The organism is Micromonospora sp. WMMD734 (genome assembly GCF_049178975.1).
In the GTDB taxonomy this organism is placed as follows: Bacteria; Actinomycetota; Actinomycetes; order Mycobacteriales; family Micromonosporaceae; genus Micromonospora; species Micromonospora wenchangensis.
In genome coordinates, this window is the sequence record NZ_JBMHMK010000001.1 from 1971154 (window position 1) to 1994855 (window position 23702).

The 23702-nt window shown below is 72.7% G+C and carries 27 protein-coding genes; 9 read left to right on the plus strand and 18 right to left on the minus strand.

The genetic code is table 11. The features are described 5' to 3' along the window. The 9 genes from ACN267_RS08205 to ACN267_RS08245 form a co-directional block, all read right to left on the minus strand. Window positions 1–876, minus strand: coding sequence for a family 3 encapsulin nanocompartment shell protein (locus ACN267_RS08205; protein ID WP_204959696.1), 876 nt, complete (start codon window positions 874–876; stop codon window positions 1–3). Between the two features lie 37 nt (window positions 877–913). Beyond that, window positions 914–1753 (minus strand): class I SAM-dependent methyltransferase, encoded by an 840-nt coding sequence (locus ACN267_RS08210; RefSeq protein WP_421488323.1) that lies wholly within the window; start codon window positions 1751–1753, stop codon window positions 914–916. A gap of 77 nt (window positions 1754–1830) precedes the next feature. Then, window positions 1831–2658: an SDR family NAD(P)-dependent oxidoreductase gene (locus ACN267_RS08215; RefSeq protein ID WP_088647635.1), complete on the minus strand. Its 828-nt coding sequence runs from the start codon at window positions 2656–2658 to the stop codon at window positions 1831–1833. A 5-nt stretch (window positions 2659–2663) separates the two neighbouring features. Continuing rightward, entirely contained in the window at window positions 2664–3620 is a 957-nt protein-coding gene (locus ACN267_RS08220; protein ID WP_421488324.1) for a sulfotransferase, read from the minus strand. Beyond that, window positions 3617–4789, minus strand: a complete 1173-nt coding sequence (locus ACN267_RS08225) for an MFS transporter (protein ID WP_421488325.1) — start codon at window positions 4787–4789, stop codon at window positions 3617–3619. The genes ACN267_RS08220 and ACN267_RS08225 overlap by 4 nt, the downstream gene beginning before the upstream one ends. Continuing rightward, entirely contained in the window at window positions 4786–6111 is a 1326-nt protein-coding gene (locus tag ACN267_RS08230) for a DegT/DnrJ/EryC1/StrS family aminotransferase (RefSeq protein WP_204959700.1), read from the minus strand. Before ACN267_RS08230 ends, ACN267_RS08225 begins: the two co-directional genes overlap by 4 nt. Window positions 6112–6576: 465 nt before the next feature. Then, a complete protein-coding gene (locus ACN267_RS08235) occupies window positions 6577–7929 on the minus strand; it encodes an RCC1 domain-containing protein (RefSeq protein WP_421488326.1) in 1353 nt (450 codons plus the stop codon). A gap of 523 nt (window positions 7930–8452) precedes the next feature. Continuing rightward, window positions 8453–9826 carry a M23 family metallopeptidase gene (locus tag ACN267_RS08240; protein WP_421488327.1) on the minus strand — a complete coding sequence of 458 codons (1374 nt, stop codon included), beginning with the start codon at window positions 9824–9826 and terminating at the stop codon, window positions 8453–8455. 82 nt (window positions 9827–9908) lie between these two features. Next, on the minus strand, window positions 9909–10502 hold the full coding sequence (locus tag ACN267_RS08245; RefSeq protein ID WP_421488328.1) for a LysE/ArgO family amino acid transporter: 594 nt from the start codon (window positions 10500–10502) through the stop codon (window positions 9909–9911). A 69-nt stretch (window positions 10503–10571) separates the two neighbouring features. Between ACN267_RS08245 and ACN267_RS08250 the strand changes: the two genes are divergently transcribed. Next, window positions 10572–11453 (plus strand): LysR family transcriptional regulator ArgP, encoded by an 882-nt coding sequence (locus ACN267_RS08250; protein ID WP_421488329.1) that lies wholly within the window; start codon window positions 10572–10574, stop codon window positions 11451–11453. A 60-nt stretch (window positions 11454–11513) separates the two neighbouring features. Here the strand turns inward: ACN267_RS08250 and ACN267_RS08255 are convergent, their stop codons facing one another. Continuing rightward, window positions 11514–12467 (minus strand): GlxA family transcriptional regulator, encoded by a 954-nt coding sequence (locus ACN267_RS08255; RefSeq protein ID WP_204959704.1) that lies wholly within the window; start codon window positions 12465–12467, stop codon window positions 11514–11516. 101 nt (window positions 12468–12568) lie between these two features. On the opposite strand from ACN267_RS08255, the gene ACN267_RS08260 reads away from it, so the two are divergent. Genes ACN267_RS08260 through ACN267_RS08270 form a run of 3 tightly spaced genes read left to right on the plus strand, consistent with a single transcriptional unit; the run spans window position 12569 to window position 13749 of the window. Continuing rightward, complete coding sequence (locus ACN267_RS08260; RefSeq protein WP_421488330.1) at window positions 12569–13225, plus strand: DJ-1/PfpI family protein; 657 nt, start codon at window positions 12569–12571, stop codon at window positions 13223–13225. A gap of 9 nt (window positions 13226–13234) precedes the next feature. Continuing rightward, window positions 13235–13549 carry a hypothetical protein gene (locus ACN267_RS08265; protein ID WP_421488331.1) on the plus strand — a complete coding sequence of 105 codons (315 nt, stop codon included), beginning with the start codon at window positions 13235–13237 and terminating at the stop codon, window positions 13547–13549. Then, on the plus strand, window positions 13546–13749 hold the full coding sequence (locus tag ACN267_RS08270; protein WP_421488332.1) for a hypothetical protein: 204 nt from the start codon (window positions 13546–13548) through the stop codon (window positions 13747–13749). The genes ACN267_RS08265 and ACN267_RS08270 overlap by 4 nt, the downstream gene beginning before the upstream one ends. Window positions 13750–13773: 24 nt before the next feature. On the opposite strand, the gene ACN267_RS08275 is transcribed toward ACN267_RS08270, so the two are convergent. Then, entirely contained in the window at window positions 13774–14010 is a 237-nt protein-coding gene (locus tag ACN267_RS08275; protein WP_281897368.1) for a GntR family transcriptional regulator, read from the minus strand. Window positions 14011–14117: 107 nt separating this feature from the next. Between ACN267_RS08275 and ACN267_RS08280 the strand changes: the two genes are divergently transcribed. The 3 genes from ACN267_RS08280 (at window position 14118) to ACN267_RS08290 (ending at window position 16321) form a co-directional block, all read left to right on the plus strand. Next, window positions 14118–14375 carry a hypothetical protein gene (locus ACN267_RS08280; RefSeq protein WP_421488333.1) on the plus strand — a complete coding sequence of 86 codons (258 nt, stop codon included), beginning with the start codon at window positions 14118–14120 and terminating at the stop codon, window positions 14373–14375. Next, window positions 14368–15249, plus strand: a complete 882-nt coding sequence (locus ACN267_RS08285) for a helix-turn-helix domain-containing protein (RefSeq protein WP_421488334.1) — start codon at window positions 14368–14370, stop codon at window positions 15247–15249. The genes ACN267_RS08280 and ACN267_RS08285 overlap by 8 nt, the downstream gene beginning before the upstream one ends. 124 nt (window positions 15250–15373) lie before the next feature. After that, window positions 15374–16321, plus strand: coding sequence for a hypothetical protein (locus ACN267_RS08290; protein ID WP_421488335.1), 948 nt, complete (start codon window positions 15374–15376; stop codon window positions 16319–16321). 211 nt (window positions 16322–16532) lie between these two features. Here ACN267_RS08290 and ACN267_RS08295 read toward each other — a convergent pair whose 3' ends face one another. The 5 genes from ACN267_RS08295 to ACN267_RS08315 all read right to left on the minus strand — a co-directional run bounded on the left by ACN267_RS08295 (window position 16533) and on the right by ACN267_RS08315 (window position 19499). Further along, window positions 16533–17087 carry a Uma2 family endonuclease gene (locus ACN267_RS08295; protein ID WP_239485754.1) on the minus strand — a complete coding sequence of 185 codons (555 nt, stop codon included), beginning with the start codon at window positions 17085–17087 and terminating at the stop codon, window positions 16533–16535. Window positions 17088–17274: 187 nt separating this feature from the next. Further along, window positions 17275–17598, minus strand: a complete 324-nt coding sequence (locus ACN267_RS08300) for a hypothetical protein (RefSeq protein ID WP_421488336.1) — start codon at window positions 17596–17598, stop codon at window positions 17275–17277. Next, window positions 17598–18794, minus strand: coding sequence for a WXG100 family type VII secretion target (locus ACN267_RS08305; RefSeq protein WP_421488337.1), 1197 nt, complete (start codon window positions 18792–18794; stop codon window positions 17598–17600). Before ACN267_RS08305 ends, ACN267_RS08300 begins: the two co-directional genes overlap by 1 nt. Beyond that, the gene (locus ACN267_RS08310) at window positions 18791–19111 is read right to left on the minus strand and encodes a type VII secretion target (RefSeq protein ID WP_204959720.1); all 321 of its coding nucleotides are present in this window, start codon (window positions 19109–19111) and stop codon (window positions 18791–18793) included. Before ACN267_RS08310 ends, ACN267_RS08305 begins: the two co-directional genes overlap by 4 nt. Continuing rightward, on the minus strand, window positions 19098–19499 hold the full coding sequence (locus ACN267_RS08315) for a YbaB/EbfC family DNA-binding protein (RefSeq protein ID WP_421488338.1): 402 nt from the start codon (window positions 19497–19499) through the stop codon (window positions 19098–19100). The genes ACN267_RS08310 and ACN267_RS08315 overlap by 14 nt, the downstream gene beginning before the upstream one ends. A 283-nt stretch (window positions 19500–19782) precedes the next feature. On the opposite strand from ACN267_RS08315, the gene ACN267_RS08320 reads away from it, so the two are divergent. Together ACN267_RS08320 and ACN267_RS08325 are read left to right on the plus strand one after the other, a co-directional pair. Further along, entirely contained in the window at window positions 19783–20424 is a 642-nt protein-coding gene (locus ACN267_RS08320) for a hypothetical protein (protein WP_421488339.1), read from the plus strand. A 153-nt stretch (window positions 20425–20577) separates the two neighbouring features. Then, window positions 20578–22044, plus strand: a complete 1467-nt coding sequence (locus ACN267_RS08325; RefSeq protein ID WP_421488340.1) for an SDR family NAD(P)-dependent oxidoreductase — start codon at window positions 20578–20580, stop codon at window positions 22042–22044. Between the two features lie 23 nt (window positions 22045–22067). On the opposite strand, the gene ACN267_RS08330 is transcribed toward ACN267_RS08325, so the two are convergent. After that, entirely contained in the window at window positions 22068–22424 is a 357-nt protein-coding gene (locus ACN267_RS08330) for a hypothetical protein (protein ID WP_421488341.1), read from the minus strand. 46 nt (window positions 22425–22470) lie between these two features. After that, entirely contained in the window at window positions 22471–23658 is a 1188-nt protein-coding gene (dinB, locus tag ACN267_RS08335) for a DNA polymerase IV (protein WP_421488342.1), read from the minus strand. Window positions 23659–23702: the final 44 nt, after the last annotated feature.

Below are 23702 nucleotides of genomic sequence, written 5' to 3' on the forward strand. Positions count from 1 at the left end.
CTACAGGGTGACGACGAAGAAGCAGGTGGGCAGGTTGACCACGACCCGTTCCCAGATCTCGGCGCACAGCGCCCGCCCCGGCTCGGCGAAGGTGCCCGGCGGCGGCTCGGCGAACCGGATGGTCGACCGGCCGGCGTCGAACAGCACCGCGCCGTGGCCGAAGTCGCCGACGATCGCGGTGCCCGGGTCGACCAGCCGGGTCCGGACGATGAAGACGCCGTTGTCCTCCACGTCGCGCAGCAGGTGTCCCTCGCCGAGCAGCCGGTAGTAGTCGGCCGGGTTGATGATCAGGCCGTCGGCGGTGCTGCCCATCTGCTCCACCTCGTTGCAGGCGGCCAGGATGGTCGACGCGAACGGCGCGGGGTCGGTGAGCCGGCCGAGCTGCGGCATGTTCAGCAACCCGCCCTCGCCGCGCAGGATGGTGTGGTTCTCGGCGGTGGCCAGCCGCACCACCAGGCGGTAGTCGATGAACTGGGCGAAACCCACCGGGTCGGCCCACAGCTCGTCGGGCACCTGCACCCAGGCCCGGGTGGTCAGCAGCTCCGGGATGGGGGAGCGGTGGAAGTGGTTGGCGGCCTCCCGGCGCAGGTCCGCGCCGTCCACCACCGGGTCGCCGGGGCGCGGTGGGCTCTCGTGCCAGTAGAACTCCTGCGGCTCCCGGGACAGGTCGACCACCTTGAGCATGTTCCGCGACGGGTAGCGGGGCTTGCGTCGGGAGCTGGTCAGCGAGTCGGTGATGGTGACGTCGTAGTCGACGCCGGTGTCGAAACCGTCCTTGGCGAACGCTTCGACGAACAACCCGCCGGGCGACATCTGGGTCCTGCGTTCGGCGACGACCTCGGCGATCGTCCGCTTGACGGCGTCGGTGCGCTGCATGACTGCCCTCCTGGTCTGAAGCTGGTACGCGGGTCGGTCAGGCCGGCTTGCGGGCGACGAACATGCCCCAGCCGAACTCGCCCCGGTCGATCGCCGCCTGGATCTCGTCGCAGGAGGCGGCGAAGCCGAGGATCCACCGCCGGGCCGCCTCGTCGTCGCTCCCGGCGGCCCGCTGCCGGGCGGTCTCCCCGAGCACCCGGTACGTCTGCCGGATGTGGCTGTCGAGGCTGCGGGCGACGGTCACCTCGAACCCGGCCGCCGTCAACGCCTCCCGGTAGCCGTCGAGGGAGTAGCCGCTGCTCCACCGCACCCGGTCGTAGACGTGCCGGCGGGCCGCCTCGCCGACCTCGGCGACGGGTTGCAGGAAGTCGGTGACGGCCAACGTTCCGCCGGGGGTGAGCACCCGGAACATCTCCGCGTGGCTGCGCGCCTTGTCCGGCACCAGGAACAGCGCGTCCTGGCTGACCACGTGGGTGAAGCTGCCGTCGGCGTACGGCATGGCGGTGGCCGAGCCGTGCCGGAAGGCGACCGGCAGGCCACCCCCGCGTTCGGCCAGTTTGGTCTGGGCGAAGCGGACCCGTTCGATGCTCAGGTCCAGCCCCTCACCCCGGCAGCCGGTGCGCCCGGCCAGCCGCAGCAGGAAGTTGCCGCAGCCGCAGCCGACGTCCAGCACCGTCGAGGACGCGTCGATGCCGGCCTCGGCGGCGAGGATGTCCGACGTCCGGTCGGCCGCCGCCGGGTAGTCGGTGTCGTCGGCGTCGGCGAAGTAGCCGGTGTGCAGCACCCCCTCGCTGTCCCAGAAGCTGAGGTACGTCTGGGTGGTCTGGTCGAAGAACTCGGAGACGTCCCGTTCGGTGAACTGGCTGGTCGTGGACATGCGGGCACTCCTTCGTGCGCGGGTCGGGGCGTCGGGCCGGCCGGAGCCGGGCAGGCGGTGGTCGGGGAGGGCGGTGGTCAGGCGTAGGTGTTCCGGCCGACGCCGGTCAGGTGGGGCAGCTCCGGGCCGGTCGCGGCGGCCCCGCCGTCGATCAGGTGCACCCCGGCGGTGACGAAGGAGGCCCGCTCGCTGGCCAGGAAGGCGGCCACCGCGGCCACCTCGTCCGGCCGGGCCAGCCGGCCCACCGCGCTGTGGTGGCCCATCGCCGCCAGCCGGGCCTCCACGTCGCCGTCGGTGGCGAGCCGGGCGGCGGCCCGTTCCATCGGCGGGGTCCGCACCCCGCCCGGGGCGAGCACGTTGACGGTGATGCCGTCGCGGCCCACGTCGACGGCGAGGCCCTGGGCGAAGCGGACCAGCGCCGCCCGGGTCACCCCGGAGAGCACCAGCGGCCCGATCGGCACACAGGCGGTCTCGGAGGCGACGAACAGCAGCCGTCCCCAGCCGGCGGCCCGCAGGTGCGGCAGCGCGGCGGTGGCCAGCGCCACCGCCGGCAGCAGCACCCGGTCCACGGCGGCCCGGTAGTCGTCGACGGCGAAACCGCTGGCGGTGCCGACCGGCGGGCTGCCGCCGCCGGCCACCAGCACGTGCACCCCGCCCAGGTCGGCGGCGACCGCGTCGACCCAGTCGCGGGCCGCGTCGGGGTCGGTGAGGTCGACGCTGGTGGCGCTGACCCGACCGGTCGCCACCTGCGCCACCTCCCGTTGCGCGGCGGCCAGCCGGTGCGGGTCGCGTCCGCAGATCGCCACCTGGGCGCCCTCGGCGGCGAACTCCTTCGCGCAGGCCAACCCGATGCCGCTGGTGCCACCCGCGACCAGGGCCACCCGCCCCTTCAGCCCGAGATCCACGCCCGTTACCTCCCGTTGTCCGATGTGCTGCCGACCGTCGCCGGGGCGGGGCCGGGGGAGCGGTAGCCGTACCGGCCGAACAGCGGCCAGGCCAGCGCCGTCGCGGCCCACCGCCGGCCGGGGGACAGGGTGCGCCGCCAGCCGTCGTCGGAGTCCCGGATGAGCGTCGGCCCGGTGCGGAACCGGTCCGGGTTGCCGGTGACCGTGTGGTTGGTGTGCAGGTGCACGGTGCGGCCCTGCACCGGGTTGCCGGCCGGGTCGGCGGCACAGCGCCGCAGCAACGCGTCGACGGTGCCGGCCGGGTCGGCGGTGAACTGCTCGTAGCGCAGGAACATCGACCGGTCCGGGTACCGACGGGTGATCGCGGCGGCGGCCCGGTTGAAGCCGTGCCAGTAGCCGGTGCTGCGGGCGGCGGACATCGCATAGACGTACTGTTTCGGCTCCCGCCACGAGTGCGCCACCGCCCGGGGGTCGCGGACCAGGTGCACGTAGTACGGCCGGACGCCGGGCAGGTGTGCCAGCAGCGCGGCCTCGCCGGGGATCTTCGTGGTGTCCACGATCACCCGTGCGCCGGTCCGGTCGGCGATGCCGTGGTAGACCCGGCCCATCAGGTCGGCGTGCGCGCGGATCTCGTCGTCGTACAGGCCGCGGCGCAGCACCCGCCAGGTGTGCCGGGTACGCACCCGGGACCACTGCCGCCGGATCACCGTCGCGGCGTGCGCGTCCGGGGACGTCCCGGCGGGGCGGCCGATCGGCAGCACCGTCGACCAGATCGGGCAGCCGGTCAACGCCTCGCCGCAGCCGCACCGGTCGTTGACCCCCCGGCCGGTGGCGTTCTTCCACAGGAAGTGCAGCTCACCGACGTGGAAGAAGCCGGGCACCTCGTTGAGGACGTTGCCGATGATGGTGCTGCCGTTGCGGCACCAGCCGGTGATGCACAGGACGGTCAACGGCTCGCTCATCCGGGGCGTACCTCCGTGGGTGTGGTGGGGCGGCCGATGCGTACCGCCAGGGCCGCCGCGACCAGCGCGCAGGCCGCGCCGACGGTGAAGACCGCCGGGTAGCCGAAGCCGGCGGCGACCAGGCCGGTGACCGGCCCCCACACCGCGAGCCCCAGATCCCAGAACGAGGTGTACGCGCCGATCGCCGCGCCCTGCCGGGCCGGGTCGGTCCGGTTCATCACCATCAGCGCCAGCGACGGATGCAGCAGCGAGAAGCCGACCCCCATGACCACGCTGCCGGCCACCGCGACCGGCAGGTTCGGGGCGACCGCGACGACGGCCAGCCCGACCGCCTCACCGACCCCGCACCAGGCCGCCACCCGGCGCGGGCCGAGCCGGTCGGGCAGGTGCCCGATGACCAGCCGGGTGCCGGCGTAGACGGCGCTGAAACAGCTCAGCACCACCACCCCGTGCCCGATGTCGCGGGCGTCGAGGTGCAGCACCACGAACGCGGCGAGCCCGGCGTAACCGGCGGCCCCGAAGGTCAGCGCGATCCCGGGCAGCAGCGCCGGGCGCAGCAGCAGGCCGCCGCCACCGCCCGTCGGGGTGGTCCGGGGTGGCGTCGGCACCACGGCGACCAGCCCGGCGGCGAGCAGCGGCGCGGCGGCGCTGAGCACCCACACCGCGGTGAAGGAGACCTGTTGCAGGGTCGCCCCGAGGAACGTGCCGGCGGAGATGCCGCCCCACATGCTCACCCCGTACAGGCCGATGAGCTGGCCGCGTCGGTGGTGGGGGGCGAGCGCGACCGTCCACACCGCACCGGCGGTGAACAGGGCGGCCTCACCGGCACCGAGCAGCAGCCGTACGGCGACCAGCGCGGGCACGCCCAACGGCAGCAGGTAGAGCAGGCCCCCGGCGGCGACGACCAGCGCCCCGGTCAGCATCACCGTGCGGTGGCCGTACCGGTCGGCCAGCGCGCCGGCGACCGGGCGGACCAGCAGCGCGGTCACCGCCGTCACGGTGACCACCAGGCCGACGGTGAAGTCCCCGGCGTCGTGCCGGTCGCGCAGGAACGCCGGGAGCACCGGGATGACCGCGGTGAGCCCCAGGTAGCCGGCGAAGAGACCACCGAAGATGCCCACCATCGCCAGCCGGGGGACGGTGGTGTCCCGGGTCGGGGCGGTGGTCATGCCCGCACCGACTCCACCCCGACCGCCGCCGGTGCTGCGGCGGCCACCTTGCGGACCGCGCGGATCAACTGGTCGCAGTCGTCGGGGGTCAGGCTGGACGACAGTGGCACGTCGACCGTCTCGGCGAGTAGCCGGGCAGTTCGTGGCAGGGTGGCCCGGATCCGTGCCGGGTCGCGGTCGTCGTACATGAACCGCCAGTTCCAGAAGGCGCGCACGTTGAGGTCGTCGTCCGCGCCGATGTTGCGGGCGTCGATGCCCTCGGCGCGCAGGGCGCGGGCGAACCAGCCGGCGTCCCCGCCGGGCACCCGGAACACGAACGCCTCACCGAGGTACGCCCCGGGCGCGACCGGGTTGCGGACCGCGATCCCCGGCAGGTCGGCCAGTGCGCCGCTGACCTGGGCGTAGTTGCGGTGGAACAGGGCCAGCCGCTGCGGCAGCCGGGTCAGCTCGGCGCGCAGTAGGGCGGCCCGGATCTCATCCATCCGCAGACTGAGCAGGGGCAGATCCAACCCGTCGACGGGTGGCTCGGTGCCGGGGAAGTGCCGCCGCAGCCGCCCCTCGTACGCCCCGGACAGCGCCACCGCCCGGCCGAACAGGGTGCTGTCGTCGGTGACCAGGAAGCCGCCCTCACCGCAGTTGAGCGCCTTGTCGGACTGGGTGCTGAACGCCCCGGCCACGCCGAACGTGCCGAGCTTGCGGCCGTGCAGTTCGGCGCCGAGCGCGGGCACCGCGTCCTCGATCAGCGGTACGCCCATCTCGGCGGCGAAGGCGGCCAGCGCGGCGACGTCGGCGGCGAAACCGCGCATGTGCACCACGAGGATCGCCTTGATCTCCGGTCGCCAGCGGCGGCGCAGGTCGTCGAGGTCCATCCGCAGGTCGTCGTCCACCTCGACCAGGAATGGTCGGCACCCGGCCAGCACGATGGCGCTCGGGGTGGCGACGAAAGTGAATCCCGGGCAGGCCACCAATGAGCCGGGCGGAACGGCGGCACCCATGATCGCCAGGGCGAGCGCGGCGGTGCCACTGGATACGGCGAGGGCGTGCCGGGTACCGAAATAGCGGCACAGTTCCGCCTCGAACTGCCCGCACTCTGTTTCCGACTCGTTGCGGTGGTCGTAGCGGAAATAGAGGTGGCTGCGGATAGCGCGCATCGCCGCTTCCTCGTCGTCGGAGCAGACGTGCACAGCGCCTTTGTCGTAGGTGGGCCAGGGGGTGCGGCGGATCGGTGCGCCACCGTGCAGGGCAAGCCGTTCATGCAGCTCAGCGCCGTTCGACGCCGGCCGGGGCCGGGTCGGCGCGGGATCTTCGTCGTTCCCGTTCACCGGTGTGCTCCTGACTGCCTGCGGCAGTTTTCCCGACTGGTTCGACAGGGAATTGCGCACGGGGCATCCGCCTCGCGGGCAACCGCGTCGAAAAGCCGGAACAACTACCAGATCCGACATTTTTGCGGGCCGGGAATCCGGTGAACAACATGATTGCCCTCGGGGTGCGGGCCGTCAACCATGTGCCGGGAATGAGCGTCGACTTAACACCCGTTGAGGTCAGTCGGCGATGACCGTGGTGGCACACAGTGACCACTGCGAATGGCGAATGTCGGGCATTCCGCCGGGTCGGATCGTCCCGGCCTGCCGTTATGCGCCGCCGGCCGGGGCGCGGCCTCCTACCGTGCGTGTGGGCGGCGCGGCTCGGAGCCGTGACTGCGCCGGACGGGTGCCCCGCCCCGAGCCGGAGGACGGGTCGGCTCCTGCGGCCGGGGCCCGGCCGTCGTGCCCGGACCCCGTCTCCCGCTAACTCCGGGGTGCGAGAACCTGGACCGGGGTGGGACTGGGCTCGGTACCGCCGTCCCCGAGTTGGCCCTGGCCGTTGGCACCCCAGGCGACCACCGTGTAGTCAGGCTGCAGCGCCAGGCTGTGGTAGTCGCCGGCGGCGATGTCCCGGATCCCGTACAGGAACCGCTCGCAGGGGGCGGTCTGGCCCACCGCGCACACCTGCCCCGGGACGGGTCGGCCGGTGAACGTGCCGTCGCCGAGCTGACCTGTGAAGTTGTCGCCCCAGGCCAGGACGCCACCGCTACTCAGCTGCGCCATGCTGTGGGCCGGGCCGGCGACGATGTCGCGGATTCCGTACAGGAACCGTTGGCAGGGGGCGGTCTGTCCCACCGCGCACACCCGCCCCGGAACGGTCCGGCCGGTGAACGTGCCGTCGCCGAGCTGACCTGTGAAGTTGTCGCCCCAGGTGACGGGGCCGCCGTCACCCAACAGCGCCATGCTGTCGGCGACGTTGGCAGCCACCGATCTCGCCGCGTACAGGAAGCGGGTGCAGGGTGCGACCTGTCCCACCGCGCACACCCGCACCGGAGTGGCGCGGAGGACTGTGGTGCCGTCACCCAGCTGCCCGAGCTGGTTCCAGCCCCAGGCGAGGGCTAGCGCGTTGTCGGCCACCGCCACCGTGTGGACCCAGCCGCCGGCGATGGACCTGACTCCGCTGAGGAACTTCGTGCACGGTGCGACCTGCCCCACCGCGCAGACCCGTACGGGAGTGAGGCGGGTGTAGATGGTGCCGTCGCCGAGCTCGCCGAAGGAGTTGTAGCCCCAGGCGACGGCGGAGGTGTCGTCCAGCACCGCCAGACTGTGGGACGCGCCGGCGGCGATGGACCTGACCCCGGTCAGGAACCTGGTGCAGGGTGCGACCTGCCTCACCGCGCACACCCGTACCGGGGTGGGGTGGTTGTTATGGGTGCCGTCACCGAGATCCCCCCAGTTCTCGCCCCAGGCGACGACGGTGCGGTCCCTGAGCAGGGCGAGGTTGTGATTGCTGCCGGTGGCGATGGCGATCACGCCGGTGAGGAAACTGGTGCAGGGAGCGCCCTGTCCCACCGCGCACACCCGCACCGGGGTGGTGCGGTCGACGGTGGTGCCGTCGCCCAGCTGCCCGGACTGGTTCCCGCCCCAGGCGACGACGGTGCCGTCCGAGCGCAGCGCGAGGCTGTGGCTCTCACCGGCACCGATGGCGGTCACGGCACCGAGTTTCGCCGGTGACCGCCCCGTTCCGGCGTAGGCCGGCACCGTGGCGGTGACGGCACGTTCGCCGGGTGCGCCGTCGGCGTGTGCGGCGGACGCGTCACCGATCGCCGCCACCATCGCGAGTAATGCGACCCCGACGGCGAGGGCCGATCGTCGGCAGTGGACCGTCGTCATGGCGACGGTGGGGTGTGACGACCCCTCGGATGGCCGGCCGCTCATTCTTCTCTCCCTCCGAGGGTCGCATGGACTTGCGCCGACCTGATCAGGAGGGGCCGTCAGGTGGGGGCGGGGCTTCGCCGTTTACGGGAACTGAATAACCCTCGGGGAAAGCGTCGTCGAGGTGCGGGAACGTGATCGCCGTTCACCTTGTCGTCGGTAGATTTCCGGGCGGGTTCAGCGGAAATATATACCGCTGCCGAATGATCAGAAAATAGGCGTATCGAATGAGTAATCTGCTCACCATTCTTCGGTGTCGCCGTCGGGGTGGCAGCCCGGGGCACGAATGGGCGTACTGCCGTGGTGCCCGGCGGGGCGGGCCGGTGGCTGCGCCGCCGGGTGGCTCGGCCTGTCCGGCCGGCGGCAGCCACCGGCCGCCGCGCGTGCGGGGTGATCGGCCGGGGCGTTCGGAAACAGGTGACCGTCAGACGGTGTAGAGGACCTTCACGCCGCTGATGGTGGTCGCCGAGACGGCGGTGCCGCGGACATTGGAGTTCAGGTTGCGCCACCCGTTGTTGCTGGCCGCCTCGTGCACCATTCCGCCGATCACGGTGTAGATGATCTTTACGCCGTTGAAGCTGATCGCGGCCAGGGCGTCGGGGCTGACCCCGGAGATGCCGGAGTTGAGGTTGCGCCAGCCGTTGATGCTGTTCGCCTCGTGCACCCAGCCGCCCACGACCGTGTAGATGTACTTGACGCCGTCCATGCTGATCACGGCGAGGGCGTTGTTGCTGACGCCGGAGATGCCGGTCCACAGGTTGCGCCAGCCGTTGTTGCTGGCCGCCTCGTGCACCAGGCCCCCGACCACGGTGTAGATGATCTTCACGCCGTTGTGGTTGATGGCGGCCAGGGCGTCGGGGCTGACCCCGGAGATGCCGGTGTTCAGGTTCTTCCAGCCGTTGGCGCTGGACGCCTCGTGCACCCAGCCGCCGACCACGGTGTAGATGTACTTGACGCCGTCCACGTTGATCACGGCGAGGGCGTTGTTGCTGACGCCGGAGATGCCGGTCCACAGGTTGCGCCAGCCGGTGTCGCTGGAGGCCTCGTACACCAGGCCGTTGTTGACCGTGTAGAGCAGCTTGTTGCCGCCCATGACCATGGATGCGGTGGCCGAGCCGGTGATGCTGTTCACCGGTAGCATCTGCCAGCCGCTGTGGCTGCCCGACTCGTACACCTGACGGTTGGCGGCCTGGCCGCAGTTCTGGCTGGTCATGTTCCGGGCCGGCGAGGTGGGCCCGGAGACGTAGAGCGGGCCGGTCGACGGGCTGCCGTCGGAGGTGATGCCGGACGGGACCCCGTTGAAGTACGCCTCGGTCTTGACGCCGTCGCGTACCTGCTCGTAGTGCAGGTGCGGGCCGGTGGAGTTGCCGGTGCTGCCGACCCGGCCGAGCTGCTGGCCGGTCGACACCCACTGTCCGGCGGCGACCATCGGGGTCTCGATCATGTGCAGGTAGAGCGTCCGCCACCCGCCACCGTGCTCGATGACCACGTACCAGCCGCCACCGCTGCCCCAGCCGGCGAACGAGACGGTGCCGCTGTAGGAGGCGAGGACCGGCCGGCCGTTGCTGGCCCCGCCGGTGAAGGTCAGGTCGATGTCGTAGTCGTCGTGACCGTAGTAGGTGGCCATCCGCCAGGTCTCGCCGCAGGGCACCGGCATCTGGAAGTTCGGCCGGGGGCCGGCGGCCCGGGCCGGGGTGGCCACGACGGCGGCGGCACCCGCGAGCGCGAGCACCGCGACGCCGGCGGTCGCGAGCGTCAGCCGGGCGGAGGCGAGGAGTCGGGTGAGTGGACCCGTCATGCGCGGTTTCCTCCAAAGTGGAGCAAAGGGTTGAAGGATGTCGATCCTACGGTTCCGCACCCGGCCAGAGGGCCCGCGCCGCTCAGCCGACGGCGACCGAGACGGCGACCGCCACCATGATCACGGCGATCGTCGCGTCGACGGCCCGCCACGCCGCCGGGCGGGCGAGCAGCGGCCCCAACCGGCGCGCGCCGAGGCCCAACCCGGTGAACCAGGCCAGGCTCGCCGTCACCGCGCCGGCCCCGAACGCCCACCGGTTCGGGTCCTGGTGGGCGACCGTGCCGAGCAGCATCACCGTGTCGAGGTAGACGTGCGGGTTGAGGAACGTGAACGCCAGGCAGGCCAGCAGCGTCGCCCGCAACGTGGCCGGGGGACGGTCGACCGGGCTGAGGGCGGTGGGGCGCAGGGCGCGGCGGGCGGCCAGCAGCGCGTACCCGAGCAGGAACGCGACGCCGCCCCAGCGGACGGCGACCAGTACGGCCGGCGTCGCGGTCAGCGCCGCCCCCAGGCCGGCGATGCCGGCGGTCATCAGGGTGGCGTCGGCGGCCACGCAGACCGCCACCACCGGCAGTACGTGCTCCCGGCGCAGCCCCTGGCGCAGCACGAAGGCGTTCTGCGCCCCGATGGCGACGATCAACGCGAGGGAGAAGCCGAAACCGGCGAGCACGGAACCCATGGCGGCCACGCTAGAACGGCGGCCTCCTGCACTCCAGCTAAAGATTCTGCACCGCCGTTAGAATCGCTTATGTCGCTCGACCCGGTCCAGTTGGCGACCTTCCAGGCCGTCGTCACGCACGGCAGCTTCGACGCCGCCGCGCGGGCGATGAACGTCACCCCGTCGGCGGTCAGCCAACGCATCAAGGCCCTCGAACAGGCCGTCGGGCAGGTGCTCGTCCGCCGTACCCGGCCGGCCGTGCCGACCGCCGCCGGTGCCCCGCTGGTCCGCCTCGGCGGACAGGTGGTGCTGCTGGAACAGGAGGCCCTCGACGCCGCGCGCGGCACGCTGGGCGACGGCACCCGCACCTTGGTCGCCGTCGTGGTCAACGCCGACTCCCTCGCCGGCTGGTTCCTGCCGGCCCTGACCGCCGTGCCCGACATCCTGGTCGACCTGCACACCGACGACGAGGGGCACACCGCCCGGCTGCTGCGCGACGGCACCGTGATGGCGGCGGTCACCACCGAACGCGTCGCCGTGCAGGGCTGCCGGGTCTTGCGCCTCGGCGCGATGCGCTACCTCGCCGTCGCCACCCCCGCCCTGCACGCCGCGAGCTTCGCCGACCGCGACCCGGCCGCCGCGTTCCCGACCGCGACCATGATCCGCTTCGACCGCAAGGACACCCTGCAACACCGGTTCGCCCGTACGCTCACCCGCCGCGACGTCGACCCGCCGACACACTTCGTGCCCGGGACGGCCGCCTTCACCGAGGCGATCCGGCTCGGCCTCGGCTGGGGCCTGCTCCCTGAGGCCGTCGCCCGCCCCGAACTGGCCACCGGACGCCTCGTCGAACTGGCCGCCGGCCGGCACCTCGACGTGCCGCTGTACTGGCAGTACTGGCGACTGGAGTCGACGGCGCTGGCGGCCTTGACGGCGGCGGTCCGGGCCGCCGCCGGCACCGCGCTGCGCTGACCCGTGCCACCCCACGGCGTGCCCAGCTCGACCCGACCGGGGGCGCGGCGGTTCGCCCGCTCAGCCGGGCACCGACCCGGCGACGAAAGTCCTGCGGTACACCTGCGGTGACACTCCACTGAGCCGCTTGAACTGCACCCGGAAGTGCGCCGGTGAGGCGAAACCGACCAGGTGGGCGATCCGGTCGACCCCGTGGTCGGTGCGTTCCAGCAGCTCCTGAGCCCGGCGGATACGCACGGTCGCGACCCACTGCATCGGGGTGAGGCCGGTCTCCTGGTGGAAACGGCGGTTGAGCGTCCGCACGCTGAGCCCGGCCCGGGCGGCCACGTCGGCCAGGGTCAGCCGCTCGTTCGCGTGCGACTCCCACCATTGCAGCACCGGGCCGAGGCCCGCCCCGCCGGGGTCCGCGCCCGGGTGCACGATGAACTGCGCCTGCCCGCCGTCGCGGTGCAGCGGGGCCACGGCCTGCCGGGACGCGTCGGCGGCGACCGCAGCCCCGTGGTCACGGCGGACCAGGTGCAGGCACATGTCCACGCCCGCCGTCGCTCCGGCGGAGGTGACGAACTGGCCGGCGTCGACGTACAGCACCGCCGGGTCCACCCGGACGGCCGGGAACATCGCCTGGAACAGTTCGGCGGCGGCCCAGTGCGTGGTGGCCCGTCGACCGTCGAGCAACCCGGCGGCGGCCAGGGTGAACGCGCCCACGCAGATCGAGGCGATCCGGACGCCGGCGGCAGCAGCCGCCCGCAGCGCGTCCAGCACCGCGCCGGGCACCGGCGCGGCCGGGTCGTACCGGCCCGGCACGATGACGGTGTCGGCGTCGGTGAGCGCGTCGAGGCCGTGGTCGACGGCCAGCCGCAGCGGGCCGGCGTCGACCACCGGCTCGCCGCCGCAGACCAGCACCCGGTAGCCGGCCCGGCCGCCCGGCAACCGCACCCGGCCCAGCACCTCGATCGGGGTGGCCAGGTCGAACGCGATCGTGCCCGGCAGCGCGAGGACCAGCACGGTGTGCACGACGGCACCTCCCCGGGATCGTCGGCGGACGGCAAGAAACAGTCGGACGATGGCAATCGTGCCACTGGCCGGTTCAGGCGGTGCGGTCGAGGATCGGTGGCATGTTGGTACAGATCGTGTTGTTCGACGGATTCGACCCGCTCGACGTCATCGCGCCCTTCGAGGTCCTCGCCGCCGGCGGCGACACCGTCGGCGACGCCCTGGCGGTGGAACTCGTCTCGGCGCAGGGTCCGAGGGAGGTGGTCAGCGGCACCCGTGGCCTGACGCTGCGGGCGATCGCGCCGCTGGACCCGACCCGGCCGGGCTACGTCGTGGTGCCCGGTGCCAGCGGGCCGAGCACCGGCGACCCCGACGAGGGTGCGGTGACCATCCCCGTGCTGCTGGCCCGGTTCGCCGACTCGGCGGCCGTACCGCTGCTGCGCGCCGCCCTCGACAACCCCGACGTGACGGTGGCGGCCGTCTGCGGCGGGTCGCTCGCCCTGGCCATGGCCGGCCTGATCGAGGGCCGCCACGCGGTGACCCACCACCTCGGCATGGACGTGCTCGACGCCACCGGCGTACACGCGGTGCCGGCGCGGGTCGTCGACGACGGCGACCTCGTCACCGCGGGCGGCGTCACCTCCGGCCTGGACCTCGGGCTGCACATCCTGGAACGGGAGTTCGGCCCCCGGGTCGCGCACGCCGTGGAGACCCTCTTCGCCTACGAGCGACGCGGCACCGTGTGGCGTGCCGCCGGCCACCTCCCCGTGACGGTCTGAGGAGAAACGGTGGCACATCCCGTCATCGGCACCTGGGACGTCAGCCTGAAGACCCCCATCGGCACGCTGCGCGCCACCTACGTCTTCCACGACACCGGCGGGGTGCCCGCCGGCACCGCGTCGACGGCGGCGGAAACCGTGGCGCTGACGGCGGTGACCTGCGCTGGCCCCCGGGTGACCTGGCGACAGTCGGTGACCCGGCCGATGCGCCTGCACCTCGACTTCGACGTGGTGGTGGACGGCGACACCCTGGCCGGTCATTCCCGCGCGGGGCGACTGCCCCGCACGGTGGTCACCGGCACCCGCCGCCCATCCGACAGGTGAGGACCACCGCCCTGCGCAGCAGCCCGCCCCCGCTGCTGTGGCCGGGGTCGGCCTTACGGGGTGTCGACCGGGAAGACGCTGTCCATCAGGTACTGACGGTCGAGCGCACCGGCCAGGCAGGCGGCGGTCCAGCCTTTGCCGAGATCGAAGCGCTCTTGGCCAACCTCGACCGCCTCGGAGACGGCAGCGCGAACCCCTGACCTGCGGGTTCGTCGAGCAGTGGGCTACGCGGTCTGCTGCGGCGGGCCAGCGACGAAGACACCGATGCCCGCGCGGCCGACCAGTTCGTCAAGCTCGATCATCGAGTCGAGAGCACGGCGGATGGTCACGTGGCTCGTGTCGTACTCCTCGGCCAGGAGACGCGCAGAGGGAAGCTTGCTCCCTGGTGGGTAGATGCCAGCCTTGATCTTCGCGCGCAGGTCATCTCTGATCTGTCGCCAGAGTGGCTGTGCGTATGGCATGAGGTCAGCAAAGCAGCCGATTTCGGGGACGTATAAAGCATCCCCATGCTGTCTTTACAGGCTTTACAAGCTTGCTAGGATCTCTCCAAGTCGGCGAGGGAGGCGGCATGGGTAGGCGGTGGAAGTGGTTTCTGCGGGCCGGGACGGTCGCGGTGGACCTGACCGGGCAGGTGGTGCCCGACGGGAACGATCCGGGGCGCTGGCGGCGCAGGACGGTCGAGGGCGTCGTACCCGATGGGGTGGTGACGTCGCGGTGCGACGGCGCGCTCGGTCACGCGCGGCGGGCGGGGGAGACGCCCAACCAGCGCGCGGACCGCTACCGGGTGCGGGTGCCCCGCCAGCGGCGGGCGGGTTCCGATGGTTGAGGCCACCGGCTCGTCCGTGCCGCGCCGGCACCTCGGGCGGGTGCTGCGGGAGCTGCGCATCGCGGCGTGCATGACGCTGGACGCGGCGGCTGAGGCGCTGGAGTGCAGCCGACACAAGATGTGGCGCATCGAGAGCGGCCTCGGCATGGTGCGCGCGGTCGACGTGCGGGCCATGTGCGAGCTGTACGGGGCGCGGCGCGCGCTGACCGCCGCGCTGGTCGCGTTGGCCGGCGAGACGCGGGGGAGGGGCTGGTGGCACGCGTACGGCGACCCTGTACCCGAATGGTTCGACCTCTACGGCGGCCTGGAGTCCGCCGCGTGCCGGCTCCGCGAGCACGCCGGGGCGCTCGTCCCCGCCCTGTTGCAGACCCGGGAGTACGCCGCCGCGACCTGCCCGCACCGGCCCGGCGCGACCGGCGAGGAGCGGGAACAGCCGGTCGAGGCGCGGCTGCGGCGGCAGGACCTGCTCCGGCGGCGACTGCCCCGACCGCCGCGCTACGAGGTGCTGCTCGCCGAGGCGGTGCTGCTGCGAAAGGTGGGCGGCGCGGCGGTGACGGCCGGACAGCTCCGGCACCTGGCGGAGGCGAGCCGGCTGCCGCAGGTGTCGATCCGGGTGCTGCCGCTGGCCGCCGGGGCACACGACGGGGCGCTCACCGGCTCGTTCGTGCTGCTGGAATTCCCGCTCGGCCTGCGCGCCGACCCCGACCCGCCGGTGGTCTACCAGGAGTCATTGACCGGGGCGCTCTACCTCGACCGGCCGGCGGAGTGGGCCGCCTACGAGCAGGTCTGGGCGGGCCTGGACGGGGTGGCGCTGGACGAGGAGGAGTCACGCCGGCTGATCCTCACGATCGGCGAGGAGCTGCACCCCGGATGACCGGCCCCGATGACCGTGGAGCCTCGACGAGGATCGGGGCCGGTGAGGCACACCGGCATTCGTGTCGTCGGCGCGGCGCGGACGGAGACCCCGACCCGTCGGGTGCGTGCGGAAGGATGGGGGTATGCAGAGCTTCCTGACCCCGGAGCAGATCGCCCACCGTACCCGCCGTGCGGTCGACGCGGCCGTCCACGCCGGACGCGCCCAAGGGCTCGACGTGACCGACCCGCACGTCCTATACGAAGCCTTCTCCGTGGTCGTGCACCTCGCGCCGTCGCCGGTCGTGGCCCGGGTGCCCACCGTCCTGCCCGCCTATGCGGACCTCGACAGTGTGGCCGGTCGGCAGCGGGCGGAACTGGACGTGACGGCATGGCTCACCGAGCGGGGCGTCCCGGTCATCCCGCCCAGCCCCCTCGTGCCCCGCGAACCCGTCCGGCACGACGGCTTCTCGATGACGTTCTGGCAGTTGATCGAGCTGGCCCCGGCCGGGGAACCCGACTACGTGGCGAACTGTGGCCTCGTACCCGAACTGCACGCCGCGCTGCGCGACTATCCGGGGGAGCTGTCGTTCCTGTCCGCCGCCGAACCGCAGTTCGTCGAGGACGGTCTCGTCGCGCTCGACGGCCAGCCCGACCTGATCGACCCGGCCGACCTGGACCGCGCCCGCCGGGAATGGCAGGTGCTGGCACCACTCGTACGCTCCCGCGAGCTGTTCGAGAAGACGTTCCCCGGGGTCGACCTGCAACCGGTCCACGGCGACTCCCCGGTCGTCAACATGGTCGCCGGGGTCGACGGGTACCGCTACGCCGACTTCGAGATGGTGACGCTGGGGCCCGTCGAGTGGGACGTCGTCGGCGTCGGCCCGGAAGGGGAAGCCGCCTACCGGAGTGCGGCGCAGCGCCGGACCATGCGGGACCTCGACGAGGGGGTGCTGCGGTTCGTCACGGCGGTGGGGATCCTGCGGGGCGTCGCCTGTCTCGCCCTGGCCCCCCAGTTGCCGATGCTGGCGGACGCCCTCGGCGGCATGCTCGACCAGTGGCGGTCGACACCGTTCGCCGGAGGGCTCGGCTAGCGGGGGCGACGAGCCCAGCGCAATCGTGCTGCTCGCCGCCTTGTTCGTGGCCTGGTCGGAACCTCAGCCGCCTACGCTGCGACTCGCGGTAACGGCTGCGCGACCGCGCCTGGGCCGACGCCCGCCATAGCCCGAGGACAGGAACTTCGCAGCGCCGTACCCGTGGTATCTGGTACGGCGCTGCTGACGGCCGACGGTGCGGGCGTCGCTGTCAGCCGAGATCGTGTTCCGCCGGATCGGTGTTGAGGACCCAGGCGAGCGGCATGGTGGCTCGGAGGGTGTATTGGTCGCCGTCCAGACGGTGCATCGTCACCGTCTGCGCCTGGTCCTGATCGACCATCCAGTACTGGGGAATTCGTGCGGCGGCGTACTCGCTGCGCTTCGTCACGGTGTCCACCCCCTCGGAACCTGGTGAGACGATCTCGATGACGAGCAGTACGTCGGCCACCGGAAGCCAGACCCCGTCGGCCTGTTCCTTGCTCCACACCACCAGGTCCGGAATACGTCCACCGACGCCGCCGTGCCGTCCCGGAATGCGCAACCCGACCGCTTGGGCGACCCGGTCCGCCGGTACGCCGCCCTGAGCGAGCCACAGCATCAGCCGGGTTGCGATGATGGCATGGGCGTATCCCGGCGGCGGCATGATCGAGAGGACTCCCTCGGGACTGATCTCGTACCGGTGGTGTTCGTCCGCAGCCATCATCGCGGTGAGATCGTCGAGCGTCACGACAGGGGGCATATGTCTGCCGACCGCCTCCGAACTCATGGCACACATCGTACCGGTCAGTGAGCCGGGCACCCGGCAGGCCGCGCCTCATCGTCGGCGGTCATGCGACGTGCGATGGTCAGGGCCGGTGGTAGCCGAGGCGGTGCAACGCGTCTTCCGCCTCATCACGCTGACCAGGCCATGTCCGTCGCAGCGGAAGCGTCAGGCGTCGCGACGCCGTTGCATGTCAGTCGGGATAGCCGGCGGAGTAGGTGGCGTCCACCAGTTCCTGAAGGTGGCGGACCACGCCGGGCTTGTCCTTACTCTCCGGCAGTTCGTGATTGCCGGCGGCCACCAGATCGCGTCGCCAGTGACTGACGATCTCTGCCTGCGCGGCGGGTGGCAACTCGTGGACCCAGACCGAGCCGAGGTTGTTGTCGACGACCTCTCGGAGTTGGTCGGCGACCTGCCTGTCGGAGAGCCTTGCGACGAGGAACTCCAACGTCCAGTCGAACAGTCCGCCGGTCGCCGTCCAGTCGACGCCGGGCTTCAGTACGATGAGGCCAGCCATCATTTCCCCACAAGGAACACTCGCGGGCCAAGGCCGCGATCCGCTATGAACCGCTCGATCGTAGCGATCTGCTCCGCTGAGAACTGCGAAACGTCGACCGGTACGAGGTCGGCCTTGGTCAGATGGCGCGCGATCTGATACTGCAATTGAGGCCACTGCTGGTCGAAGTAATGGCCTGGGAAGTTGCCGACCGCATCGTAGGTGCGTCCATTGCCGTCGACCCAATCGGCGGACGAGCCCACCGGTGCCCGGGACAACGTCACCTCCAACTCCCGCTCCAGCCGGGCAGCCGTCTCGGCCTCACCGGGCCGGAATCTGCCGGTCGCCGGATCCATGCCCAGGGCGCGGAGCCGTTCTTCCTCGTCCAGATGCGGCGGCGGCTCGGGGCTGCGGGGAGTGGCGGGAGAAGGCGCGTCCCTTCCTCCTGCCGGATAGTTGCGGTGAAGCCGGCCGAGGAGTTGCTTGAGCTTTTCGATGAGGCCGCCGAGGCGGCGTAGTTCCGGCAGCAACCGCCGCAGGCTCGCCAGCAGCCCGCGCAGCAGCCGGGCGATCCGGGCCGCCCACGATCCCACCAGCGTGGTCACCTGCTCCACCACCCACGGCGTGGCGAGCCCGCCGGTGGCGAGCAGTTCGCCCGCGTACACGATGAGGCGGGAGACGCAGGCGGCGATGGCGTCGCGGACGAGGAGCCGGACGGCCGCGACGAGCCCGGCGGCACCCTCGGTGGCGGCGGCGAGGGTGTCGGCGCCTTCGGCGAGGCCGGTGATCGCCCGGTGCTGCTCGGCGGCCCAGGCCCGGTAGGCGGTGGCGGCGCTGCCGGCCCAGTCGGCGACCTCGGTACGCGCCGCGTGGGTCAGTTCGGCGGCGTCCTGCCGGAGGGCTACGGCGACGTTGCGCCAGGTCTGGGCGTGGGCGGTGATCTGTGCGGGGTCGCCGGCCAGCCAGTCCAGGGCTTCGCTGAGCGGCCTGACGTGTTCGATGAGCCAGGCGATGCCGTACTGGAGCAGGGCGCCGACCGGGTCGGAGACCAGGGCGAGGGCGTCCAGGCCGGCGCTGACCACGCCGAGGCTGCCGTCGATCCAGCTGCCGGCGCGGACGCCCTGGGCGATGAGTTCGATGTCCTCGCAGATCCAGATCCCGGCCCACGCGCTGGGGCCGGCGTCCGAGGCGGTGGCGACCAGCGGGTTGCCGGTCACCGGCCGTCCCGTATCCGGTCGAGGTGTCGGGCGGCCCGGCTGTCCGTGGCCCGGTAGCCCACGGCGCTGGACCGCAGCTTGGCGGCGGTGTCCCGGACCGATCCGGCAGCGGTGCCGACGCCGTCGACCAGGGTCTGCTGGAGGCCGTCGAGCAGCGCCGGCATGATCGCGCAGAGCTGCCCGTACGCGTCGGCGTCGAGCCGGACGTGCCGGCCGGCCCCTTGGGCGGTGTCGAGGCTGTCGGCGCAGCGGTCGAGGTGGGCGGCGTGCCGGTTCAGGTCGTCCGGGTCGACCCGGATGTGGTCACCGCCGGGCATCCGGCGTGCCGGCCCCGGTGTCGAGTCGCCGCCGGTGGAACTCGATGATCGCCCGGGTGGCCGGGTCGTCGACGCCGAGGGCCCGGGTGGTGGCCTCGGTGAGCTGCCGCAGCAGGTCGGTGCGGGCGGCCCGGGTGGTCGCCATGATCTGCCGGGCGGTGTGGGCGGCGGAGCGCTGCCGGGTCTGTTCGTCGAGCCGCAGGTCGACCAGCAGGCCGGTGGAGTCGACGGTGACCTCGATGGTGCGGTCGGAGCTGCGGGCGGTGCCGGTCAACGCCTGTGCGCTGACCGACAGGGCCCGTGCCCGCTCCGCCTGCCCGACGAGCGAGGACTCCCACTCGTCGAGCCGGCGTGCGGCAGCGTCCAGTGCCGACTCGTCCGCCCACATCCGACCCTCCCCAGGGGACAGTGGCCCCGACGCCACCTCGCCCGGTGGCGTCGGCCCGCCGTGGTCGACCGACCCGACGTCACCGACACGGTATCAACCGGTTACGCGCGGCAGTGTCCCGTCGGTGGGAGCCTGGCGTCCGGCGGTGCCGCTGTCCGCCCCTGATTGCTCCGATCAGGGCCGGGGGTTGCCGGGCGGCCCCCGAGCGTCCATTATGCTCACAGCGCGTACTGGCAACGATGCCCTCGGTAGTCGCGCACCCTGTGAGTGAAGGGAATCCCGCGTGAACTGGATCGCCCGGACGGGCCTGCCGCTGCGGCGGCGGGGCCCGGGAACGACCACCCCCCTGCGCGCCGTCCTGGCCGCCCTCGCCGTCCTGCTCGCGGGGGTGGCCGCCACGGTCACCGTCGCCACGCCGGCCAGCGCCGCGACCACGACGATCTGCAAGAGTTCCCCGATCCCCGCCGGCTACGTGATCGTGGCGGAGGGGTCGTCCGCGTCCTGCCCGTACAGCTTCCCCAACACGTGGACCATCACCACGCCGTCGACCACCTCGACCACCGTCGTGTGCAAGGTCTCCACCATCCCGACCGGCTACGTGATCCTGGCGGAGGGGTCGTCGGCGTCCTGTCCGTACAGCTTCCCCAACACGTGGACCATCAAGATCCCGCCGACCGGCTCGGCGAGCGTGATGTGCAAGGCGTCCACCCTGCCGTCCGGTTTCGTGATCGTCGCGCAGGGCTCGTCGGCGTCCTGTCCCTACAGCTTCCCCAACACCTGGACCATCACCACCCCGTCCACCACGGGCATCACCACCATCTGCTCGGCCTCGCCGATCCCCGCCGGTTATGTCGTGGTCGGCGCCGGCTCGTCGGCGTCCTGCCCGTACAGCTTCCCGAACACCAAGAACATCAGGCTGCCCTGACGGGCGGGCTCGGGCCGTGGCTCCGGATGGGGCCGTGGCCCAGCTCACCGCCGCCGCCGTGCGCGGACGTCGCGTCGGCCCGGCCCGGGTGCGTAGAGTTCCCGGGTCGGGCCGGCGGTCGGCCCCGGACGCGAGGGCGGGACGATAGCGGACATGACGGTGGACAACGTCGGACAACCGGTCCCCGACGCCGGCGCCCCCGGTGTCGACCAGGGCGACCTGGCGGCCGCGCTGCGGGTCTTCGCGGCGCTGGAGTCGCTGCCCAGCGACCACCCGGACGTGGTACGGGTGCAGCGGGCCACCGCCCGGCTGTTCAAGATGGTGAAGCAGCGGCGGCGCGAGGAGCGGCGGGACGCCGTCCTGGCGCACGACCGGGCGGTGACGGCCGCCACCGCCACCGGCGCCCCGGGGCGGATCGACGACGAGACCAAGGGCATCCCGTTGGCCTCGCCCACCGCCGGGGACACCGCCGGGACGCTGATCAACCCGCGCGGCTGCTACATCTGCAAGACCCGGTACCGCCAGGTGGACGCGTTCTACCACCAGCTCTGCCCCGACTGCGCCACCGTCAACCGGGAACGCCGCGACGCCCGGTGCGACCTGACCGGGCGGCGGGCGCTGCTCACCGGGGGCCGCGCCAAGATCGGCATGTACATCGCGCTGCGCCTGCTGCGCGACGGCGCGCACACCACGATCACCACCCGGTTCCCGCACGACGCGGTCCGCCGGTTCACCGCCATGCCGGACAGCGCCGACTGGCTGCACCGGCTGCGCGTGGTCGGCATCGACCTGCGCGATCCCGCCCAGGTGGTGGCGCTGGCCGACTCGGTCGCCGCGCAGGGTCCGCTGGACATCCTGATCAACAACGCCGCGCAGACCGTACGCCGTACCCCAGGTGCGTACGCCCACCTGGTCGCCGCCGAGTCGGCGGCGCTGCCCGAGGGGCCGCTGCCGGAACTGCTCACCTTCACCGGCGGCCGGGGCGTCACCCTGGCGCTGCCCGAGGGCACCCTGCCGACGCCCACCATCGCCCCGCACGCCCTCACCGCGCTGGCGTTGACCGGCCGGTCCGCGACGCCGGAGCGGATCGCCGCCGCCACCGCCGTCGACGCCGGTGGGCTCGCCCCTGACCTCGGGGACACCAACAGTTGGGTGCAGCGGGTGCACGAGGTCGACCCGGTCGAGCTGCTCGAGGTGCAGCTGTGCAACGTGACTGCCCCGTTCGTGCTGGTCAGCCGGCTGCGGCCGGCGTTGGCCGCCGCACCGACCGGGCGGGCGTACGTGGTGAACGTGTCAGCGATGGAGGGGCAGTTCGCCCGGGGCTACAAGGGTGCGGGGCACCCGCACACCAACATGGCGAAGGCGGCGCTGAACATGCTCACCCGCACCAGCGCCGAGGACATGCGCGCCGACGGCATCCTGATGACCAGCGTCGACACCGGCTGGATCACCGACGAGCGCCCGCACCCGACGAAGATGCGCCTGGCCGACGAGGGGTTCCACGCCCCGCTGGACCTGGTCGACGGAGCCGCCCGGGTGTACGACCCGATCGTGCGTGGCGAGCGGGGCGAGGAACTGTACGGCTGCTTCCTCAAGGACTACGCGCCCTGCGCCTGGTGAACGGCGCGGGGCGGCCGGAGCGGTCAGGCCACCCGGGGGACCGGCAGCACGCCCCGGTGGGCGGTGCCCGAGATGTCGCCGGTCTGGTCGACGGCCGGTGACCGGGGCGCGACCCGGGCGGTGGCCGGACCGGCGGCGGGCGGTACGACCGGCAGCACCGTGGTCGGGGTGAGCGACGCCTCCACCTCGGCGAGCACGGCGCGCAGCCGGGACACGTCGTCGACGGCCATCCGGAACGACCCCCGGCAGGTGGTGCCGCTCCACAGGGACAGCACCACCGCGCCCCGCTCCGGGTGGTAGCTGACCCGCATCGTCCGTTCGTCGGCCCGCACGTCGGTGAACAGGTCACCGAAGCTGGGCATCGGCAGTACCTCTCCCATCGACCCAGGATGCCCGAACCGACGGTGCCGGGAAAGCCCCGACGGATCAGTCGGGCAATCGGGGCATCTCCAGGCCGGGACGGCGGCCGAGCAGGGTGGCCCGGGTCAGCGCCGCCGCCCCGAACCGGTCCCGGACGGCGTCGACGGCGGTGTCCAGCTCGATCTCCCGGTCGGGGGTGAACGGCAGTTCGGGCTGCACCGGGGCGTCGTCGAGGTTGCCCACCGCCACCCCGAGCAGGGTGATCCCCCGCCGGGCCAGCTCGGGGCGGGCGGCGTGCAGCAGTGACCGGGCGACGGCCAGCAGCGACGCCGTACGGTCGGTGGCCCGGCGCAGGGTCCGCGACCGGGTGGCCGCGGTGTAGTCGGCGAACCGCAGCCGCAGGGTCACCGTCCGGCCGGCCCGGCCGGCGGCCCGCATCCGGCGGGCCACCCGGTCGACCAGCCCGGCCAGCGTCGCGTCGACGTCGGCGGGGGAGTGCGGCCCGGACCCCAGGGCGTGCTGCGCGCCCATCGACGACCGGCGGCGGCCCACCTGCACCGGCCGTGGGTCGCGGTTGTGGGCCAGCGCGTGCAGGTGCCGGCCCGCACCCGCGCCGAGCAGCGAATCCAGGGCCGGGACGTCGAGGTGGGCCACCTGCCCGACGGTGTGCAGACCCCGGGCGCGCAGCTTCGCCGCGGTGACCGGGCCGACCCCCCAGAGCCGCTCCACCGGCAGCGGGTGCAGGAACGCCAGCTCACCGTCGGGTGGCACCTCCAGCAGCCCGTCCGGTTTGGCGACCCCGCTGGCGACCTTGGCGAGGAACTTGGTCCGGGCCACCCCGACGGTGATCGGCAGCCCGACCTGTTCGCGGACCGTCCGGCGCAGCCGGGCGGCGATCTGCACGGGTGGCCCGCTGAGCCGGCGCAGCCCGCCCACGTCGAGGAACGCCTCGTCGACGGAGAGCCCCTCCACCCAGGGGGTGGTGTCCCGGAAGATGGCGAACACGGCCCGGCTCGCCGCCGTGTACGCGGCCATCCTCGGCGGCACCACGACCGCCGTGGGGCACAGCCGCCGGGCCTGCCGGGCACCCATCGCGCTCTGCACCCCGCAGGCCTTCGCCTCGTAGCTTGCCGCCAGCACCACCCCGCCGCCGACGATCACCGGTCGGCCGCGCAGGCGGGGGTCGTCGCGCTGCTCGACCGAGGCGTAGAAGGCGTCCAGGTCGGCGTGCAGGATGCTGGCTCCGGTCGACACCAGACCATGCTCGCACACATGTTCGAAAAAGTGTGCTGAGCTGC